Source organism: Bradyrhizobium sp. AZCC 1577 (genome assembly GCF_036924575.1).
In the GTDB taxonomy this organism is placed as follows: domain Bacteria; phylum Pseudomonadota; class Alphaproteobacteria; order Rhizobiales; family Xanthobacteraceae; genus Bradyrhizobium.
Genome location: NZ_JAZHRQ010000001.1, coordinates 2,299,905 through 2,318,378, shown reverse-complemented (window position 1 = coordinate 2,318,378; position 18,474 = coordinate 2,299,905). Strand labels below are relative to the sequence as shown.

Here is an 18,474-nt window from a genome sequence, read left to right as displayed (position 1 = left end):
CCTGATCAGCCCTCAGCTTCGCATTTCGCCAGCACGTCTTCGAGCGATATTGCAGACCGCAACATCATCGCCGCCACAGCCTCGATATCGTCGAGATGGGCGGTCGGCAGCGTGGTTTCAACCGCCGTATCGGTCGCGATTCCGACGATACCGGGATCGTCGGGGAACAGCAGCGGCTTTTCATTTGCGGCGCGATAGACCTCGATCTTGCGGTGCGGCTCGCGCTTGAAGCCCTCGACGACGACGAGATCGACCGGCGACATCTTGGCCAGCAATTCCGGCAATCGCGGCTCATGCGCCCCGCGCAGCTCATGCATCAAGGCCCAGCGCCGCCCCGATGACACCAGAACTTCGGCCGCGCCGGCCTCGCGGTGCCGCCAGGAATCCTTGCCGGGTACGTCGACGTCGAAGGCGTGGTGGGCGTGCTTGATCACGGACACCCGCAGGCCCTGTTTTGCGAACTGCGGAATCGCCCGCGTCAGCAAGGTGGTCTTGCCGGCGCCGCTCCATCCCGCGAGGCCTATCACTTTCATCTCATACTCCGACAGCGGTACTAGCATCCCCGCCAAGCCCGGGCAAAAGCGCAAAGCGCGTCTTTTCCCTGGAAGTCCCGGGCATCCACGTCTTGACGCTATCGCAGCAAGAAAGGCGTGGATGGCCGGGACAAGCCCGGACATGACGGCTAGACCGTGACTTGTTAACTCCGGTCCTTATATCAGCCCGGAGACAAAGTCATGCTAACCTGCGTCCTATGATGAAGATGGAAAAAGCTCCCGCCCCCCTGATCGTGCCGAACCCCGAAGATCCGCGGCTGACCGAGCGCGTTGCCGGGACCGATCAGACGGGCGCGACGGTCGAAATCCGGGTGCCGGTGGAGCGGCCGCTGACGCTGTACCTGAACGCGCAGGAGATCGTCACCATGATGACGATCGGCGACTATCCGGAATATCTGGCGCTCGGCTATCTCCTGAACCAGAACATGCTGAAATATGACGACGTCGTCACCGAGGTCGAGTACGACGACGACCTTCAGGTCGTGGTGGTGCGCACCGAGCATCACACCAATTTCGAAGCCAAGCTGAAGAAACGCACGCAGACGTCCGGCTGCGCACAGGGCACGGCGTTCGGCGACCTGCTTGAAGCGGTGGAAAGCGTGGCGCTGCCGAAGGCGGAGCTGCGCACCTCGTGGCTCTACCATATGACGCGCACGATCAACACCATGCCCTCGCTTTATCTGGAGGCCGGCGCGATCCATGGCTGCGTGCTGTGCAAGGAAGGCACACCCGTCTGCTATACCGAGGATGTCGGCCGTCATAACGCGGTCGACAAGATTGCCGGCTGGATCTATAGGCACGGCGTCGATCCCGCCGACAAGATCCTTTACACCACGGGCCGGCTCACCTCGGAGATGGTGATCAAGACGGTGCGGATGGGCATTCCCATCCTGGTCTCGCGCTCCGGCTTCACCGCATGGGGCGTCGAACTGGCGCGGCAGGTCGGGCTGACGCTGGTTGGCCGCACGCGCGGCAAGCGCTTCATTGCGCTATCAGGACAGGAGCGGATCGTGTTCGACCAGGACCTCGACTATGTCGAGGAAGAATCCGCGCGACACAAGCGCAAGGGCGAAGAGCGTGACGAGTAAAATTCCTGGCGTTCTGCTCGCCGGCGGATTGGCGCGGCGGATGGGTGGCGGCGACAAGCCGATGCGCACGATCGCCGGCCGCACCATCCTCGACCGCGTGATCGCGCGCCTTGCGCCACAATGCGACGGGCTGATCCTCAACGCCAATGGGGACCCAGCGCGTTTCGCAGCGTTCGGCCTTCCCGTCATTGCCGACAGCGTCGCCGATTTTCCTGGCCCGCTCGCCGGCATTCTGGCAGCACTCGACTGGGCTGCGGCCAACCGGCCCGATGTAGAATTTGTTCTCAGCGCCGCCGCAGACTGTCCATTCCTGCCGCGCGATCTGGTCTCCAGGCTATATGACGCGGTGGAAGCGGAGAATGCCGAGTTGGCCGTTGCCGCCTCCGATGGCCAGTCGCATCCGGTGATCGGATTATGGAGCATCGGCTTGCGCGAACAACTTCGCCACGCGCTGGTCGTCGAGGACATCAGGAAGATCGACCGCTGGACCGCGCGCTACAGGCTCGCCACAGTGACATGGCCAGTCGCGCCGCTCGATCCGTTCTTCAATGCCAACACCATGGACGACATCGCGGAAGCAGAACGGCTGGCAGCGCTGGATGGCGGTTAGGCTTCGTGTCCCGGACGCAGCGCAGCATTACACGTTGCTCCGCGTCCGGAACAATCTACGCGCCAGCAGCGCTGTCCCGCCCTTCGCGAAGACGACCGAGAAAAGACTCCCACCAAGCTACCTGGACATTGACGAAATCGGTCGTGATTTCAGATTCAGATTAAATGCGATTTAATGTACTTGCCGATAAAGTTGCCGCGGCGGATTCAACGCGAGGCCGTGGCAATGTTCGGACGCAGGACGACTTTCGGCACCAAGCAACCAAGCCTTTCCGAATTTAAGGAGACGATGCGTCCGACACCGGACGCAGATGGTGTGACCCGCGTTTTCCCCAAGGAACTCTGGGACGATCCAAAGATCGGCAGGTTTCTGCAGGAAGTCGGCTTTGCTCCGGATGATGCGCGCAACATCCTGCCCACGGCACAGGACTATATCGCTCTCTTCGCCGCGGCCAAGAAGCGGCTGGATGAGCGCACCGAGGCTTTCAACCGTGAAATGACCACGCGCTACGGCTATTGCCGCGCCGCGCCATTCCTGGTCATCGACCACACAATCTGGGACGGCGAGCATGGTGCGTTTCTATATGCCCAGATGAATCTCATCGGATACGATGACTGGAACGTATTGATGTTGGCGGCGGACGTACGCACCAAGGAGCTCTGTGACATCGCAGCACATCCCGGCACGGTGCCCGCGGTTACGGAAGTCATGACCAAGCGCGTGATCGAATGGAAGCAGCGCCATGATCTCGCGCTCGAAGCGTTCGGAGTTACCGCGATGGGTGGCCAAGGTATCACGCGAGAGCAATACGAGGCCGAGCAGGACGCGCTGCGCAGCGAGATCATGGACAACGTCGGATGGATGAAGCCACGGATAATAAGCGAGCTGTTGCGGGTTCAGGGCTAGAGCATGATCCGGAAAAGTGGGAGCCGGTTTTCCGAAAAGATCATGCTCAAATCAAAGAGAAACTACGCCGCCAGCGGCACGGTCCAGGCGTCGTAGCCGTACACCCAGTCGGTATCGGTCCTGCCGCTGAGCCAGGTATTCGCGCGCGACGTAGCCTGAATGCGCGTGGTTCGCTCCTTGCGCGTCGCCTCGAAGCGGCGGAATGCGTGGGCGACGCCTTCCCTCTCGACGCCCTCGAGGCAACGCGACAGCACGGCGGCGTCCTCGATCGCCATCGCTGCGCCCTGCGCCATGTAGGGCGTCATCGGATGGCAGGCATCGCCAAGCAACGTCACATTGCGATCCGCCCAATGCTCCAGCGAATTGCGATCGACGATCGCCCATTTGTGCACGTCGGGGCACGCGGCCAGGACCTGCTCGACCTGGCGGTGGAAGCCGGCGAACGCCTTGCGCAATTCCCTGACATCGCCTTTCGCCGACCAGGACTCGATCCGGAAATCCGGCTCCGGCTGACTGGTGACGAGGTAGATCTCGCTGCGGTCCGGCTTGACGTAATAGATGACGATGTGGCGGTCCTCGCCCCACCATTTGGTGCAGTCGTCGATCGTCTCGCCGCCGAGCAGCGCGGCGGGATACGTGGTGCGGTAGGCGATCCGCCCGGTGAAGTTCACCGGTGACGTGCCGAACAGGATATCTCTCACGACCGAGTGGACGCCGTCGGCCCCGATCACGGCATCGGCTGTAACGCTTGCGCCATTGGCAAAGGCGAGCCGAACGCCCTCGCCGGTTTCCTCCAGCCCGACCAGTTTGTGGTTGAGCCTGATGCAGGCATTGGGGACGGCGCTGGCGAGCGCCGCATGAAGGTCGCCGCGATGCGCCAGAAGATAGGGCGCACCGAATTTCTGCTCGGCGCTCTCGCCGAAGATCATGTCGAACTTGATGTCGCCGGTGCGCCAGTCGCGGTTATTCCAGGAACGCGGATAGAAGGATTGCGCGCGCAGCCTCGCCTCCAGCCCAAGGGCGCGCAACACCTTCATCGCATTGCAGCCAATCTGGATGCCGGCCCCGATCCGCGCGAATTGCGTGGCCTGTTCATAGACGGTGACATCGACGCCGACCCGCCTGAGCGCCGCGGCGGTCGCGAGCCCGCCCATGCCGGCGCCGACGATCGCAATCGATAGCGGTCTTGCCATTCCCATCCCTGCCCGAGCCGCTTCTGTTGACGGCTTCTTCAGCTCCGACGGCTTCAGGCCGGCCGGAAACCTGCCTGCTCGAGCGCCGCGCGCGCCCCGTCTGACGCCAGCGCGTCGAGAAAGGCCTGCACGGCCGGTCTCTGCTTGCGCGCCGTCACCAGCGCAAAATCATAATGCTCCTCGGCAAAGGGAATGAAACCCAGATTTGACGCATGCGCGACCGGCGCAATGGTCATGCCCCAGTCGGCACGGTGCTGCGCGACCGCCGCGGCTACCGCGTTGTGCGAGCGCGGCTGATTCCAGTAGCCGTCCGGGCGCGCACCGCCAAGCAGCCGGTCGATCAGGATGCGCGTGCCGGCGCCCTGGTTGCGATTGACCATGATGCAGGCGGGATCGGCCAGCGCGGCACGCACCGCATCCTCCGCGCTCAGGCCTTCGAAGCGCCGATCGCCCTTGCGGAATACGATGCCCTGCATGCGACGCCAGCCCGGCACCAGTTCGAGCCCGTCGCTGAGATACGGCGTGTTGTAGGTCTCGGTCTTCTCGTCGATCAGATGGATCGGCGCAAAATCGCATTCGCCGCGCTTGGCGGCCGAGAGGCCGCCGAGGCTTCCGACGGCGATCGAGCGCACGGTGAGCCCGGCATGCGCCAGCGGTGCCGTGACGAGATCGAGCCCGGTGCAATGGCTGCCGACGATAACGAGATCGGGCACCCGCACATGCGGCGTGAACAGCGTCACCTCGGCATCGCTGCCGGCCGGCATCTGGTCCGCCAGCGCATCGATGCGCAGAAAGCCGTCGGCCTGGGCAAAGGAGGTGATGGCGCCGGAGCCCTTGCCTGTAGGATACGCAATCAGCCCATCCGCGCCTTCAACCAGCGACACCATGACGAATTCGGCGCGGCCGAGTTCGGACGCGATCCGCACGGGAACGCGCGCGGCCACCTTGGCGTCCGAGCGCGGCGGCAGGCCGGCCATCCGCCGCAGCACCGGCACGATCATGTCGTGGAAGGTGAACATCGCCGAGGTAGGAAATCCCGGCAGGATGATGACAGGCTTGCCGTCGCATACCGCAAGGCACAGCGGCTTGCCTGGCTTCAGCGCCACGCCATGGGCGATGATGCCGGGCTTGCCGAGCCGGCCGATGATGCGGTGGGACACGTCGCCCGCGCCCTTGGACGTGCCGCCTGACAGCACCAGCATGTCGCTGCTCGCGAGCGCCTCACGCATCGCGGATTCGAGTTGCGCCTCATCATCGGCGATGGCGCCGAGAAACTTGGCCTCGCCGCCATTCTCCGTAATCGCCGCGGTGACGATCGCGCCGTTGGTGTCGTAGATCGTGGCCGGCCGCAGGGAATGGCCGGGCTGCACCAGTTCATCGCCGGTGGAAATGATCGCAACGCGCGGCCGCCGCGCTACCGCGACCTCCGCGATGCCGCAGGCCGCCAGCATCCCGATCTCGCGCGAGCCGATGACGGTGCCGGCGCGCAGCAGCGCCTCGCCACGGGCGATATCGGAGCCGGCATAGGATACGAATTGCCCGGGCGAAGCGGCGCGGCGGACGTCGATCGCACGATGTCCCGCCGGCTGGGTATGCTCGACCATGACGATGGCGTCCGCGCCGCGCGGCACCGGACCACCGGTCGCGATCGGCGTGGCTGTTCCCGACAGGACCGGCCGCGTCGGCGCGGTGCCGCACGCGATCACTTCGTCGTTCAGCATCACGCGTACCGGTGAAGCTTCGCCGGCCGAAGCGAGGTCGGCGGAACGCACCGCAAAGCCATCGACATTGGAGCGATCGAACGGCGGCACGTCGATCGGCGCCACGACGTCCTCGGCGAGCGCGCAGCCGAGCGCCTCCGCAAGCGAGCGTTTCTCGCTCGCGACCGCACGCGGAAACAGCGCGGCTTCAAACCGCGCCAGCGCATCCTCGCGCGACAGGATGGTCAGGAATTGATCCTGATCGATATTGTCGCGGCCTTTCGGCGAGGGCGTATTCGTCATTCCCGAACCCATATCACTCCCGCAGCATATAGGCATCGACCCGGGTGCCCGCCGCAAATCCTTCCGATCCGGCGGGCACCACGAGCCAGGCCTCGGCGCGCGCAATCGCATCGAGCGACAATTCGCCCACCGCCAGCGGGACCCAGGCATCCTGCTTTCGTTCCAGCAGCACGATCTCGGCAATGCCGACGCTTGAAGCAATCTTGCGCGCCAGTGGCAGATTGAGCGTGCTGCGCCGCCGGCGGCCCGATAAGCGATCGAGCACGGGAAGCGCCAGCGTCCACCACGCCGCCAGGGCCTGGTCGGACGCGCCTGGCAACACCACGACCGGCGTCTTGCCTGCACGACCAACGGCCGAAGTGCGGCCTGGTTGCAGGGCAATGCCATGTGCGAGAATCTTCCCGCGCGCGCCCAATGCCGTCACCGCCGTGTCGGTGCGGCCGACACCGGAGCCGCCGACGATCAGCAGCAGATCGCACGCACCGTCATCGATCGCCGCGGCAATCGATGCGGCATCGCGACCTGCGGCCGCGACCAAGACGACCTCACCGCCCGCGGCCCGCGCGCTCTCGGCGACCAGATCCGCGGTTACCGTGCCCCGGGGAATATTGACGATGCGCAGGCGTGGGCGGCGCACGTTCAACCGCGCCATTCCTGCGGCGCGGGCGACCATGAGATGGCGCGGCAGCACGCGCTGGCCGGCTTCAACGGGACGGCTGCCCGCTGCGATATCGCTGCCGGCCCGGCGCACGCCCTGCCCCGGGATCGCCTCCGCCAGCACTTGCACGAGCGGACCGGACATCTCGACGGAATCGGAATCCAGCACGCAGTCGCAGTTGTCAGGAATGATCTCGCCGGCCTCGACCCACGCCGGCGCCGCCGTTATTGGCAGCGGCGAATAGGAGGATGCGCCGACAAGGTCGCGCGCGCGGAATGCGTAGCCGTCCGCGGCAGCGATATCGCGCGGCGGGTGGGCATCGAGCCCCGGCATATCCGCGGCAATACAGCCCAGCGCTTCCGCCAATGCCAGTTCCACCGGCGCGGCAGGATCCACGCCCTCCAGCAACGCGGCAAACGCCACATCGAGCGGCGTCAGCGAAGTCGGCAAGCGCTGGTTCGAGGTCATTGGCGCGCCTATGCCCTGAATCGGGAGGAAAATAAATAGAACCGGATATGGCGCGCGCGGTTTAGCCCATCCAACCCACATTGACGTCGGCGCGAAATAGTTGCAAATGAGACCAATTGGCGGAACCAACCGCCTGACAACACCAACGGCCAATGTGCTGATTCCTAGGGAGAAGACAGGATGTTCGCCAGGAAACTATCCAGGCTTGCCGTGCTCATGGCCGCGCTGCTGGCACCGACCGCGGCGCTCGCTCAAATCTCGGACGACGTCGTCAAGCTCGGCGTTCTCACCGACATGAACGGCCCGGCGGCAACGGCGACCGGCCAGGGCTCGGTCACTGCCGCGCAGATGGCGATCGACGATTTCGGCGGCAAGGTCCTGGGCAAGCCGATCAGCATCATCGTCGGCGATCACCAGTTGAAGCCGGATATCGGCGGCGGCATTGCGCGGCGCTGGTATGACGTGGATCAGGTCGACGTGATCCTCGACGTTCCGGTTTCCGCGGTCGGGCTTGCGGTGCAGAACATCACCAACGAGAAGAAGAAGCTGTTGATCGTGCACTCGACCGGCACCGCAGACTTCCACGGCAAGTTCTGCTCGCCGCACGCGATACAATGGGTGTTCGATACCCGCGCACTGGCGGTCGGCACCGCGCAGGCGGTGGTGAAGCGCGGCGGCGATAGCTGGTTCTTCATCACCGACGACTATGCGTTCGGTCACTCGCTGGAGCGCGACGCTTCCACCGTGGTCACGGCCAATGGCGGCAAGGTGCTGGGCTCGGTGCGCCCGCCGCTTGCCACGCCTGATCTGTCATCCTTCGTGCTGCAGGCGCAGGCCTCGAAAGCCAAGATCATCGGCATTGCCGCCGGTCCTCCGAACAACATGAACGAGATCAAGACCGGCGCGGAGTTCGGCGTGTTCAAGGGCGGCCAGCAGATGGCCGCGCTGCTCGCATTGATCACCGACATCCATTCGCTTGGGTTACCGGCAGCGCAGGGGCTGTTGCTGACGACGTCGTTCTATTGGGACATGGACGACAAGACCCGCGAATGGTCGAAGCGCTACTTCGCCAAGATGAACCGGATGCCGACGATGTGGCAGGCCGGCGTCTATTCCTCGGTCATGAGCTATCTCAACGCCATCAAGGAAGCCGGCACCGACGAGCCGCTGAAGGTAGCGGCGAAGATGCGCGAAAGGCCGATCGAGGATTTCTTCTCCCGCAACGGCAAACTGCGCGAGGACAATCTGATGATCCACGACCTGTGGCTGGTGCAGGTCAAGAAGCCGGATGAATCGAAATATCCATGGGACTACTATCAGATCCTCGCCAGGATTCCCGGCGACGAAGCGTTCGGCCCGCCCGATCCGGCGTGCGCGATGGCGAAGAAGTGATCTCTGGTCGTCCCTGCGAAAGCAGGGACCCATAATCCCAGGGTCGCGTTGTTGCGAAGGCTGGAGCCGCCACCTGACGTAACAACGGGCATTGGTGGTTATGGGTCCCTGCGTTCGCATTGCGTTCGCAGGGACGACGAGTGGAAATAGACGCGCTCTACTTCGCCAGTCCGACTTCGCGAAAATACTTCATCACGCCGGGATGAATCAGTCCCGCGTTCGGCGCCGCCGCAACCGTGTTCGCGGCCGTGGTCTCACAGGCCTGCGGCAGCTTCTTGCAGAGCGCGGCCTCCTGCCCATGAAGCGCGCGCGCCAACCTGTAGGCGACCTCGTCGGGCAGGCTTTCACGCGCCAGCACAAAGCTCCAGGAGCCTATGGAATCGATCGCGGTCGGCTGGTTCGGATAACTGTTGGCGGGCACCGTCAGCGGTTTGAGGAACGTGTGCTTGGCACGGACGCGCGCGATCTCGCCGGCGTCGGGTGCGATAAATCGCGCGCCGCCGGGAGCTTGCGCCATCGCCGCAAAGCCGGGCCAGCCGACGCCCGCGCCCCACAGCGCGGCGGCGCGACCGTCCTGGACCATGGCGGGGCCGTCACCGGCGCGGTCGAGATAGATCGACTTGAAGTCCTCGTCCTGCTTCAGCCCGATGCCGTCGAGGATATAACGCGACAGGATCGGCAGGCCCGAGCCCTTGGCGCCGAAGGCAATCGGCTGGCCGACCAGATCCCTGATCGTCTTGTAAGGACTGTCCGCCCGCACCACGAACATGCCGGGGCTGGAATACATCGCGGTCAGGATTTTCAGCTTCGTCGCCGACCGGCCGATGCCCATGAAGGCTTCGTAGGCTGGCTCCCCCGCCACCAGCGCGATATCGAGCTGGCCGGCTTCCAGCAGCGGGATGTTTTCGTTGGAGCCCTTGGTGTTGCGCGGCTCGATCGACAGCGCCGGATCGGCCGCATGCATCACTTCTGCAAATGCATCGCCATAAACCGGAAAGCCGCCGCCCGGCGTTGCGGTTCCCAGGCTGATCGTGGTTCTGGTAATGGCCTTGCCTCCCTCCTGTGCTCCGGCGCTGCCCGCAAGCAGCAGCAGGCCGGCGCAGGCAATCCCAGCGAGTTTCATTGTTGGCCTCAAACGTTCGGTGACGATGATGCACGGAAGGTTGTAGGCAAGCGCGAGCGCTTGTGAAAGCGCGTTTTCGGCCCACAAGGTCGGCATTGCCGTATCGCTGTCATGCCTGTAAACGATGGCGGCACCGTTGCCGGCCCGCCTCCCCCGCGGCCGCTCCGCGGCGGGGCCTGTAGCTCAATGGTTAGAGCCGGCCGCTCATAACGGTCTGGTTGCAGGTTCGAGTCCTGCCGGGCCCACCAGCAAATCAATGGCTTATGCGGACACTTTGAAAACGACTCTATTTCCGCTTTAAGAACGACTCGATTTCGTTTTGAAAACGACTCGATCTCAGATCTCCCTGAAACGCCTGTCAAATTTCTCCTCGATTTTTTCGCCGAATTTGCGACCCGAAAAAAGTGAGGGGGGTCTTTTCTCGTCGAGGGCTGTCCGCTGCATCTCCAAGGAAGATGGGTGCCGCCGATTGACCGGACGCCCCTTTTCTTCCCAACTGACAAGAGCGGGTGGGCGCGCGGGAATCATCGTGCGGACTGGTATCGCAACCGATAGTTCAACAAGCGTATTTTTCCGCGATCTTGTCGCCAATCGAAAGCTCTTCAGCCTCCATGATTTTCAAACCGGTCTCGGTTATTTTGACAACATCGGTCACGCACGATTCAAATTTTGTCTTTTGACCTTGGGGCAGGCAAATATCCGCCCACGTGGTCGTTGCCACCGTGCGCGGCGATGAACATGGCGACGGCCGACCGGCAATAGGATTCGATTTCGTTGTCGTCCTCTGCTCTCGCCTCATCGAAGCGTGCGATAATCAGGAGATCGGATCCTTTGAAAAGCGCGGCAAACAAGCGGGCGGACCGGAGAGGATCGGGCACGTTCAGAACCGCCTTCGCGTGCAACTGACGCAACAGGGCCTCGATTTGGGCGATGACATGGGCGGGGCCGGCTTCGTAATGGAGCTTGCTTAACGAGTTTTGATTCGTCTTGTCGGCCATTACCATGGCTTCGACACTGCGGACGTCTGATCTCAACAGCGTGCGAAGCAGTGATGATCCCACCGCCATGAGCTGATCTTCGACCGAACCGTCGACGCCTTCAAGAAGGGCCTGTGGTGCAAACAACTGATGGCAGCCGGCCGCGATGGCCGCGCTGAACAGCGCCTCCTTGTTCTCGAAGTGCCGATAGATGCTGAGCTTGGATATCTTCGCCCGCTGGGCGACCTTGTCCAATGTCGTCGCTTGAAAACCCAATTCCACAAAGAGTTCGCGCGCGGCGTCGACAATCGTTTGGCCAAGCGCCTGGTTGGCGGGCCGGCCGCGCCGGCCCTGGCTGTTTTCGGTCACGACAATTCCAGTACTTGACAGTATCCTAATTCTTGAATTACGATACCATCTAGTCTCTGAAATGTGCAAGCCAATGGGTAGGTTTCACCTGTCCTCCAAACGGAGCCCATCACCATGGATGACGTCATCATCATCGGCGGCAGCTTTGCCGGTCTCGCCGGCGCTCTGCAGCTCGGCCGTGCCCGCCGCAAGGTCGCCGTTCTCGATACCGGCCTGCCGCGCAACCGCTTCGCTGGCCACTCGCATGGCCTGCTCGGCCACGATCACAAGCCGCCGCTGGACATCCTGGCCGAGGCGCGGCAGCAGCTGGCGCGTTATCCCACGATCAGGCTGGTCAGTGCCCGGGCCGAAAGTGTCTCCGGCGCCATCGACGATTTCTCCGTCCTCACTGGCGATGGCGAAAGCCTTGGGGCGCGGCGCCTGATCCTGAGCTATGGCGTCGCCGACCAGATGCCTGATATTCCGGGCTTTGCCGAAAGCTGGGGCACGTCCATCGTGCCCTGCCCCTATTGCGACGGTTTTGAAGTCGCCGGCCAGCATTGGGGCCTCGTCTGGTCCGGCCCGCAGTCGCACAATCAGGTCAGGCTGTTCCACGATTGGACCGACAAGCTGACGCTCTTCGCCGATGGTCACGACATTCCACCCGATATCCGGGCCGATCTGGCGCGCCGCAACATACCTGTCGTCGATCGCCGGATCACCGAGATCGCCCATCACGGGGGCCATAACGCCACCGTCAAGCTCGATACCGGCCGCAATGTCGCGGTCGACATCCTGTTCGCCAATCCGCGCAACAAGCCGTCCGCAAGTCTGCATGAATCACTGGGCCTCGCCACGGTCGATACGCCCGTCGGCATCGCCCTCAAGGTCGACGAGCGCCGCCAAACCAGCATGCCCGGCATCTACGCCGCCGGCGACCTCACCACGCCCTTCTTGCCCTCGGTCACCCAGGCATCATCGCAGGGCGCGATGGCGGGTATCTTCGCCCAGCAGTCGATGGTGGTTTGAGAGCACAGATTGGAGATGAGCATGGCCGTCGAACCGGACAGCGCGGGTGTGCGCTTCCCTCCGCCCTTCGTCTATCTGGGAGCGCTGCTGTTGGGGCTGGCGGCGGAGCGGTTCGTCACCCTGCGCTCTTTCGGCATCGACTGGCGGTTGCTGGTCGCGACGGGCGCGCTGCTGTTCGTTGCCGGCGCGGCGATGATGCTTGCGGCGGCGGGGCTGTTCCGGCGGCTGGGCACCAACGTTCCGCCGTCGCAGTCAACGACCCTCATCGCAACGACCGGCCCTTATCGGTGGACCCGCAATCCCATGTATCTCGGCATGGCGCTTATCTATGCCGGCCTTGCGATCGGCTTCGACGGGCCGATCGCCTTCGCCTTGCTCCCGTTGGTGCTGATCGCGATCCAGACGCAGGTGATCGCCCGCGAGGAGCGCTATCTCGAAGCGAAGTTCGGCGACGACTACCGCCGCTACAAGGCCGAGGTTCGCCGCTGGCTCTGACTATTCCGCCGCTGCCGCCTGCGGGACCTTCTGATAAACCAGCACCGGCTTCCTTGCCGCGAGCTATCACCGGGTAGCTGGAGGCGGGATCGCTGGAGACGAAGCGCGCTTTGGCATCGGACAGCTTAGTTAAGAACGAACCAGAACAAGGATATGCCATGGCACAGCACAATGCCGATAGGGTCGCCGACTGGAATGGCCAAAGCGGGGAGCGCTGGGTCGCCCACCAGGCCCGGCTCGACGCCAGGCTGGCGGTGTTCGGCCAGGCCGCGATCGAAGCCGCCGCGCCCGCGGCGGGCGAGCGCGTGCTGGACGTCGGCTGCGGCGCGGGCGCGTCGAGTCTGGCTCTGGCCGCCCGCGTCGGCGCGGGGGGCCAAGTGCTGGGCGTGGACATATCCGAACCGCTGATCGGCCGAGCGCGCGCGCTTGCGCCAAGGGATACGCCGGTCCTGTTCCGGGTGGCCGACGCCAGCAGCGCCGAGCTGCCCGAGGGGGCGTTCGACATCCTGTTCTCACGTTTCGGGGTGATGTTCTTCGACGATCCGACAGGGGCGTTCGCCCATATGCGCCGCGCGCTCCAGCCGGGCGGGCGGGTCGCTTTCGTCTGCTGGCGTGGCGCGGCCGAGAACGATTGGGTGCGCCTGCCGATGGGCGCGATCAAAGGCATCGTCCCGCCGACGGCGCCGCCCGATCCCGAAGCGCCCGGCCCATTCTCGTTCGGCGACCGGGGGCGGGTGGCTCGCATCCTGACGGCGGCAGGCTTCACCGATATCGCTATCGCGCCCTTCGATGCTTCCGTCCCGTTTGGCGAGGGCGCGACGCGGGACGCGGCGATCGACGACGCGGTGCAGATGACGTTCGAGGTCGGCCCGCTGTCGCGCGCGCTCGCTGATCAGCCCGACGACATCCGCGCCCGCGCCTCGGCCGCGGTTCGTGCCGCCTTCGCGGGCCGCCCCGGCGAGCGGTCGGTGATGATCGACAGCGCGACGTGGATCGTCACGGCGCGCAATCCCGCAAGCTGATAGCGATTAGCAGGGGAGACGCCCCGCTCGGTGGAGGGGGGCGTCTTTGGCCGGTCAGCGGGACCAGATGAGGGCGTATTCGCCGGCGGTCTCGGTCTCGGAGAGTAGAGAGTTAGTTAGTTGGCCAATCGGTCAGGGTACGCAGAAGAGATGGGTGCTGACACGAGTCACCGGCTTATCGATGCCGCTCCCTCGAATGCGTCCGAGCTCTCCGCTTATGTGGAGAGTCTCCGCGAGCACTTGCTGGCGCATCCGGAGGAATGGGAGCAGGTTACGCTGGACCAATATCTCGAAGCTTTCGCAGCTGTGCTGCGAGACCATCAAGGGCCGAGCCCCCTTGGCCAAAGCCGCCTCCTGGACGGGCATGAGCGGGAAAGCATGCCTTACGCCGTCCTTGCTCGACTGCTGCATGCGGCCAGCATCTACGAGTAGCCCTGACGCGCCTTCGGTTGACCCTGGCGAGCCGGAGCGAATTCGATCGAGCGATCGCCGGCAACATCGTGCGAATACGGCTTTCAACTTCGTCCTGAACCAGGACTATCAGCGACTGAGCCGAAGCTGCCGGACCGAGCGCCCGCCGACACAAAAAACGGGGCGAATTCCGCAGCGTCTCGAACGACTTGCAGGATCGAGTCGTTTTCAAAACGAAAGCACCGCTGATCGAGTCGTTCTTAAGGTCAAGATCGAGTCGTTTTCAAAATGCAGGAATCAGCAAACTCAAGCACTTAGCCGAGTCGTTTTCAAAGTGTCCCCACATTCGCGAGCTTCGGCTTGGCAAGCCCTTTCGTAGCGAAGGCTGGCACGCCGAAGCCCTTCGGGCGAAGGCGGGCCGCACTGCCACCGCCCCCAACCAAAATATCGAAAACAACCCCATGCAAAGTAGCCAGTGGCTTTGAGTGATCGCTCGAAGACATTTTGACACGTCGGGCAAATCAGGGGCACTACTCCATCGTCGCTCACTGCTCTGCTTCAGCGGCCATCAACCTACCGCTGCACATTCTATTTGACGATGGCATCTCCTTTCTGGTCGTAGATTCGCACGAAACGGTCGAGCCGCGCTTTGTGCTGGTTCGTCGACGGCTCTCAATCAAACATGTCGCGTCAGAGACACAAGCTTTCCAAAATTCCTGCTCTCGCGAGAACGCGATATGGATGCCTTCGCGGCCGGCAAGCGTCGTCGGCGATCGCAGCGCATCGCACCAGAAACGACCTCACCGAACCGCAACCAAGGCCATCAAACTCAAACGAAAATGCAGCGAAATCAACGAACCCAACCGTTGTTCCGTCGCTCATAACGGTTTGGCTGCAGGTCGAGTCCTGCCGGGCCCACCAGCAAATCAGTGGTTTGCTGAGTCTGGTTTCGCAATCACCGCACAACGCGGTCTCTTGCGCGGGGAAAGACCAGGAAGCCTTCCCGGGCGAGGTACGGGCGCTATCTAGGTCGGGACCGCAGTTGGCAGCGCGGAAACTAAGCCAGTCCCAAGCCGCCATCGACGGCGAGAACCTGGCCCGTCAGCCATTGCGAGGCGGGGCCCGCAAGCTGGATGATCCATTCCGCGATGTCGTCGGGAACGCCGCGCCGACCGAGCGGAATCCGTGCGCGCTCGTCTTCCTTGACGGCTTCTGCCTGTTCCGCAGATAGTCCCATCATCCCGGTCAAGGCACCGGATTCCGTGGGCCCGGCCGCGACCGCATTCACCCTTATTCCGAGCGGCGCGAGTTCGAGCGCCCAGCAGCGGGTCAGGTGTTCCAGCGCCGCCTTGCTGGCGGCGTAGTGGGATAGTCCCGCCGCCGGCCGGTGACCGAAGGTCGAGGAGACGTTGATGATGGTGCCCTGCGTCGCCTTCAGGTGAGGAAGGGCGGCGCGGGCCAGCAGGCTCGGACCGAGCACATTGACGGAAAAGATGTCTATGATCCGATCGGCTGTCGCATCCGATAACGGAAGGATGGCGCCCGCGCCGGCGTTGTTGACGAGCGCATCCACTCGGCCCCAGTTGTCGACCGCCGTGGCGATGGTCCGCTTGGCGTCTTCAGCAGAGGCGGTATTCGCAACGATGCCCGCGATATTCTTGTGCTCCGCCACCGTTTGCTCGACGGGGCCGGCGCGGCGGCCGGTGATGAGGACCTTGTCGCCCTGGTTGGCGAAACGGAGCGCGGCCGCCCGACCGATGCCGGAGCTGCCGCCCGTTATGATCATGACTCTTTCGTTCTGCATGTTCGTTCGACTCATCTGTAAAGTTCGAAGTTGGTCAAAGCGGGCATAAACGCCGCTTCGGTTTCAGCGGCTCAGTGGTTGCGAGGTATTGAACCGGGGCGCGAATTCATACGCGCCCTGGTTCGGCCTTAACCCAACGAGCGGTCAGTAGTCCCAGAAGACCGGTACGAAACGGAAGGCGTCGCCGTCGGCCGCCACCCGGCCGATGGACGGAAACGGCAGGTGAGTGGCCACCAGCATCTCGCCGCTCTTAGCCAGCTCCCGCAAAAGACGGACCCGAACGCGCGCCGCCTCTTCGGGGTCGTGTTCGAAACCGTTGTGCCAGTCGGGCTGCTCGAACCCGACAGTAAACACTGCGTCGCCGGCGAACGTCAGCCCGTCGCCGCCGGACGCCACGCGGACCACGCTGTGCCCGGGGGTGTGACCGCCGGTGCGACGGGCGACCACGCCCGGCGCAATCTCGTGCTCCTCATCGAACGTCCGCAGGTTGCTCCCGTACTCGCTCACGAACCGCTTGGCGGCCGACCGAAGCGCATCCGGGAAACCCTGCGGCATGGAGGTGTGGGAGAAATCGGGCGACTCCCAGAACTTGACCTCGGCGGCCGCCACGTGGATCCGCAGGTCTTTACGCAGTCGCTCCTTCACCCCCTCGACGAGCAGCCCGCCAATGTGGTCCATGTGCATGTGGGTCAGCACCAGGTCGGTCACGGACCCAAGATCGATGCCGGCGGCCTCCAGTCGCTTGATCAACTGGCCGGCCCGCGGCAAGTTCAAGTCCGGATCGGACCCTAGTCCAGCGTCAATGAGGATGGTCTTGCCGCCGCTACGCACCACGACCACATTCAGCGCCCAGTCGAACGCGTCCTGCGGCAGGAACATGTCTTTCAGCCAGGCCGCGCGGTCGGCTGGGTCGGCGTTGTGTCCCAACATTTGGGTTGGGAGCGGCAGCACGCCATCGCTGACCACCAGCACGTCAATGTCGCCAACCTTCAGCGCGTAGCGCGACGGAACGAGCTCTTCGGGTCCCGATGTAACGGGGTATGAGGTGTTATGCAGGTTCATGTTCGTCTCCTGTTTCATGGTAAAGGCGCCTGGTTGGTCTTGGTTCTGGCTGGTCTTGGTTGAGCAGGCCGCGCAGCCAGGGGAGCGCGGCCGCCATCGCTTGGGGCGTCTAGAGGTTGGTCACGCGCTCCGGATCGGCCGACGCGAGCGCCGCGGCGCGCTCGGCGCGGGGCGGGTAGATCCAGACAGTATTGATCTCCTGCTTGGTCTTCTTGGCGACGACGCCGACCATCTCGACCTTGCGCTCCCAGCCGCGCGTGAACAGAGCGCCGGCTTCGCCGAGGTCGAGGCAGGTGACGTAGGCCTTCTGGTGATACGGCCTGGTCGGAACGCCCAGGAGTTCGGCGACGGCATTGTTGCCGGCAAAGGCGCCCATCCGCGTGGCGTGCTGGCACGACATCAGCGCGTAGTTGCCTTCGTCGTCGCATGCGGCACGCGCAGCATCGCCGGTGGCGAAGACGCCGGCGACACCCGGCACGCGCAGATCGCGATCCACCAGCAGCCGGCCGAAATTGTCGCGCGCGGTGGGAATCTGCACCGTCAACGGCGCGGCGCGAATGCCGGCCGCCCAGACCACTGTCTCGGTTTCGATGTGTTCGCCGGTCGATAGGGTCACGCCGGATTTGTCGAGCGAGGCGACGCCGGCCCCGAGCCGGGTCTCTACGCCGAGCTTGCGCAACGCTTCCTCGATCACTGGGCGAGGGCCTTCGCCCATGTCGGGAGCGATCGCACTGTTGCGGTCGACGATGATCACGCGCGTCTTGGCGTCCTTGCCAAGGATTTCGCGCAAGCGCGCGGGCAGCTCGGTTGCTGCCTCGATGCCGGTGAAGCCGCCGCCGGCGACGACGACCGTATCGCGCCCGTTGATGGCCGGCCGGTCGGCCAGGCTGTGTAGATGCTTGTCGAGCGCGATTGCGTCATCGAGCGAGTCAACACTGAAGCCGTGCTCGGCAAGGCCCGGAATGTTGGGGCGGAACAGGCGGCTGCCGGTGGCCACCACGAGACGGTCGTAGGACAGAGTCTTTCGCGGGCCCTTTGGAGTCGTGATCTGCACCGTTCGAGCATCGGTGTTGATTGTCTCGGCGCTGCCCTGGATGTAGTCGACGTCGATCGCCTTGAGGACGTCAAGCAGCGGCGCGGTCAGGGTTTCCGGCTTCGGCTCATAGAGCCGCGGGCGGACCACCAGCGTCGGCTCCGGTGCGATCAGTGCGATTTCGAGATCGTCAGGCGAAACGCCCTGAATGTCGCGCAGCCGGGCGGAGGAAAGGGCGGCGTACATGCCGGCGAAGCCGGCGCCGATGATGACTAGTCGCATGTGATCTACTCCTGTG

The 18,474-nt window shown here is 64.0% G+C and carries 17 protein-coding genes and 1 tRNA gene; 9 read left to right on the top strand and 9 right to left on the bottom strand.

Features of this window, described 5'->3' with window-relative positions:
• Positions 1 to 5 precede the first annotated feature (5 nt).
• Positions 6 to 533: a molybdopterin-guanine dinucleotide biosynthesis protein B gene (gene mobB / locus V1278_RS10870; RefSeq protein ID WP_028347127.1), complete on the bottom strand. Its 528-nt coding sequence runs from the start codon at positions 531 to 533 to the stop codon at positions 6 to 8.
• Between the two features lie 218 nt (positions 534 to 751).
• On the opposite strand from mobB, the gene fdhD reads away from it, so the two are divergent.
• From fdhD to V1278_RS10855, 3 genes are all read left to right on the top strand, one after another.
• Positions 752 to 1,642, top strand: coding sequence for a formate dehydrogenase accessory sulfurtransferase FdhD (fdhD, locus tag V1278_RS10865; RefSeq protein ID WP_334380702.1), 891 nt, complete (start codon positions 752 to 754; stop codon positions 1,640 to 1,642).
• A complete protein-coding gene (gene mobA, locus V1278_RS10860) occupies positions 1,587 to 2,252 on the top strand; it encodes a molybdenum cofactor guanylyltransferase MobA (RefSeq protein ID WP_334364603.1) in 666 nt (221 codons plus the stop codon). The genes fdhD and mobA overlap by 56 nt, the downstream gene beginning before the upstream one ends.
• A 315-nt stretch (positions 2,253 to 2,567) precedes the next feature.
• Positions 2,568 to 3,158, top strand: coding sequence for a hypothetical protein (locus V1278_RS10855; RefSeq protein ID WP_334380701.1), 591 nt, complete (start codon positions 2,568 to 2,570; stop codon positions 3,156 to 3,158).
• A gap of 62 nt (positions 3,159 to 3,220) precedes the next feature.
• Here V1278_RS10855 and V1278_RS10850 read toward each other — a convergent pair whose 3' ends face one another.
• Genes V1278_RS10850 through V1278_RS10840 form a run of 3 tightly spaced genes read right to left on the bottom strand, consistent with a single transcriptional unit; the run spans position 3,221 to position 7,480 of the window.
• Positions 3,221 to 4,351: an FAD-dependent monooxygenase gene (locus tag V1278_RS10850; RefSeq protein WP_334380700.1), complete on the bottom strand. Its 1,131-nt coding sequence runs from the start codon at positions 4,349 to 4,351 to the stop codon at positions 3,221 to 3,223.
• Between the two features lie 53 nt (positions 4,352 to 4,404).
• Positions 4,405 to 6,366: a molybdopterin biosynthesis protein gene (locus V1278_RS10845; protein WP_442893670.1), complete on the bottom strand. Its 1,962-nt coding sequence runs from the start codon at positions 6,364 to 6,366 to the stop codon at positions 4,405 to 4,407.
• A gap of 1 nt (position 6,367) precedes the next feature.
• Entirely contained in the window at positions 6,368 to 7,480 is a 1,113-nt protein-coding gene (locus V1278_RS10840; protein WP_334380698.1) for a molybdopterin-binding protein, read from the bottom strand.
• A 180-nt stretch (positions 7,481 to 7,660) separates the two neighbouring features.
• Between V1278_RS10840 and V1278_RS10835 the strand changes: the two genes are divergently transcribed.
• Positions 7,661 to 8,872 carry an ABC transporter substrate-binding protein gene (locus V1278_RS10835; RefSeq protein WP_334380697.1) on the top strand — a complete coding sequence of 404 codons (1,212 nt, stop codon included), beginning with the start codon at positions 7,661 to 7,663 and terminating at the stop codon, positions 8,870 to 8,872.
• Positions 8,873 to 9,029: 157 nt separating this feature from the next.
• On the opposite strand, the gene V1278_RS10830 is transcribed toward V1278_RS10835, so the two are convergent.
• Positions 9,030 to 9,995 carry a TAXI family TRAP transporter solute-binding subunit gene (locus V1278_RS10830; protein WP_334380696.1) on the bottom strand — a complete coding sequence of 322 codons (966 nt, stop codon included), beginning with the start codon at positions 9,993 to 9,995 and terminating at the stop codon, positions 9,030 to 9,032.
• A gap of 172 nt (positions 9,996 to 10,167) precedes the next feature.
• Here V1278_RS10830 and V1278_RS10825 point away from each other — a divergent pair.
• Positions 10,168 to 10,243, top strand: a tRNA-Ile gene (locus V1278_RS10825).
• 414 nt (positions 10,244 to 10,657) lie between these two features.
• Here V1278_RS10825 and V1278_RS10820 read toward each other — a convergent pair.
• Complete coding sequence (locus tag V1278_RS10820; RefSeq protein ID WP_334380695.1) at positions 10,658 to 11,341, bottom strand: TetR/AcrR family transcriptional regulator; 684 nt, start codon at positions 11,339 to 11,341, stop codon at positions 10,658 to 10,660.
• 114 nt (positions 11,342 to 11,455) lie between these two features.
• Here V1278_RS10820 and V1278_RS10815 point away from each other — a divergent pair, with 114 nt between their 5' ends.
• The 4 genes from V1278_RS10815 (at position 11,456) to V1278_RS36905 (ending at position 14,298) form a co-directional block, all read left to right on the top strand.
• Positions 11,456 to 12,349, top strand: coding sequence for an NAD(P)/FAD-dependent oxidoreductase (locus tag V1278_RS10815; protein ID WP_334380694.1), 894 nt, complete (start codon positions 11,456 to 11,458; stop codon positions 12,347 to 12,349).
• 21 nt (positions 12,350 to 12,370) lie between these two features.
• A complete protein-coding gene (locus V1278_RS10810; RefSeq protein ID WP_334364659.1) occupies positions 12,371 to 12,844 on the top strand; it encodes a methyltransferase family protein in 474 nt (157 codons plus the stop codon).
• A gap of 158 nt (positions 12,845 to 13,002) precedes the next feature.
• Complete coding sequence (locus tag V1278_RS10805) at positions 13,003 to 13,866, top strand: class I SAM-dependent methyltransferase (RefSeq protein WP_334380693.1); 864 nt, start codon at positions 13,003 to 13,005, stop codon at positions 13,864 to 13,866.
• A gap of 150 nt (positions 13,867 to 14,016) precedes the next feature.
• A complete protein-coding gene (locus V1278_RS36905; protein WP_442893671.1) occupies positions 14,017 to 14,298 on the top strand; it encodes a DUF7660 family protein in 282 nt (93 codons plus the stop codon).
• Positions 14,299 to 15,334: 1,036 nt separating this feature from the next.
• On the opposite strand, the gene V1278_RS10800 is transcribed toward V1278_RS36905, so the two are convergent.
• The 3 genes from V1278_RS10800 to V1278_RS10790 all read right to left on the bottom strand — a co-directional run bounded on the left by V1278_RS10800 (position 15,335) and on the right by V1278_RS10790 (position 18,458).
• Entirely contained in the window at positions 15,335 to 16,081 is a 747-nt protein-coding gene (locus V1278_RS10800; protein WP_442894630.1) for an SDR family NAD(P)-dependent oxidoreductase, read from the bottom strand.
• Between the two features lie 144 nt (positions 16,082 to 16,225).
• Positions 16,226 to 17,143, bottom strand: a complete 918-nt coding sequence (locus V1278_RS10795) for an MBL fold metallo-hydrolase (RefSeq protein WP_057900729.1) — start codon at positions 17,141 to 17,143, stop codon at positions 16,226 to 16,228.
• A gap of 109 nt (positions 17,144 to 17,252) precedes the next feature.
• The gene (locus tag V1278_RS10790; protein WP_334380692.1) at positions 17,253 to 18,458 is read right to left on the bottom strand and encodes an NAD(P)/FAD-dependent oxidoreductase; all 1,206 of its coding nucleotides are present in this window, start codon (positions 18,456 to 18,458) and stop codon (positions 17,253 to 17,255) included.
• Positions 18,459 to 18,474 lie beyond the last annotated feature (16 nt).

Bases quoted from the DNA above. Each gene is read 5' to 3' on its own strand.
- mobB (WP_028347127.1), bottom strand. From the start codon at position 533: ATGAAAGTGATAGGCCTCGCGGGATGGAGCGGCGCCGGCAAGACCACC.
- fdhD (WP_334380702.1), top strand. From the start codon at position 752: ATGATGAAGATGGAAAAAGCTCCCGCCCCCCTGATCGTGCCGAACCCC.
- mobA (WP_334364603.1), top strand. From the start codon at position 1,587: ATGTCGAGGAAGAATCCGCGCGACACAAGCGCAAGGGCGAAGAGCGTG.
- V1278_RS10850 (WP_334380700.1), bottom strand. From the start codon at position 4,351: ATGGCAAGACCGCTATCGATTGCGATCGTCGGCGCCGGCATGGGCGGG.
- V1278_RS10845 (WP_442893670.1), bottom strand. From the start codon at position 6,366: ATGGGTTCGGGAATGACGAATACGCCCTCGCCGAAAGGCCGCGACAAT.
- V1278_RS10840 (WP_334380698.1), bottom strand. From the start codon at position 7,480: ATGACCTCGAACCAGCGCTTGCCGACTTCGCTGACGCCGCTCGATGTG.
- V1278_RS10835 (WP_334380697.1), top strand. From the start codon at position 7,661: ATGTTCGCCAGGAAACTATCCAGGCTTGCCGTGCTCATGGCCGCGCTG.
- V1278_RS10830 (WP_334380696.1), bottom strand. From the start codon at position 9,995: ATGAAACTCGCTGGGATTGCCTGCGCCGGCCTGCTGCTGCTTGCGGGC.
- V1278_RS10815 (WP_334380694.1), top strand. From the start codon at position 11,456: ATGGATGACGTCATCATCATCGGCGGCAGCTTTGCCGGTCTCGCCGGC.
- V1278_RS10810 (WP_334364659.1), top strand. From the start codon at position 12,371: ATGGCCGTCGAACCGGACAGCGCGGGTGTGCGCTTCCCTCCGCCCTTC.
- V1278_RS10805 (WP_334380693.1), top strand. From the start codon at position 13,003: ATGGCACAGCACAATGCCGATAGGGTCGCCGACTGGAATGGCCAAAGC.
- V1278_RS36905 (WP_442893671.1), top strand. From the start codon at position 14,017: ATGGGTGCTGACACGAGTCACCGGCTTATCGATGCCGCTCCCTCGAAT.
- V1278_RS10800 (WP_442894630.1), bottom strand. From the start codon at position 16,081: ATGCAGAACGAAAGAGTCATGATCATAACGGGCGGCAGCTCCGGCATC.
- V1278_RS10795 (WP_057900729.1), bottom strand. From the start codon at position 17,143: ATGAACCTGCATAACACCTCATACCCCGTTACATCGGGACCCGAAGAG.
- V1278_RS10790 (WP_334380692.1), bottom strand. From the start codon at position 18,458: ATGCGACTAGTCATCATCGGCGCCGGCTTCGCCGGCATGTACGCCGCC.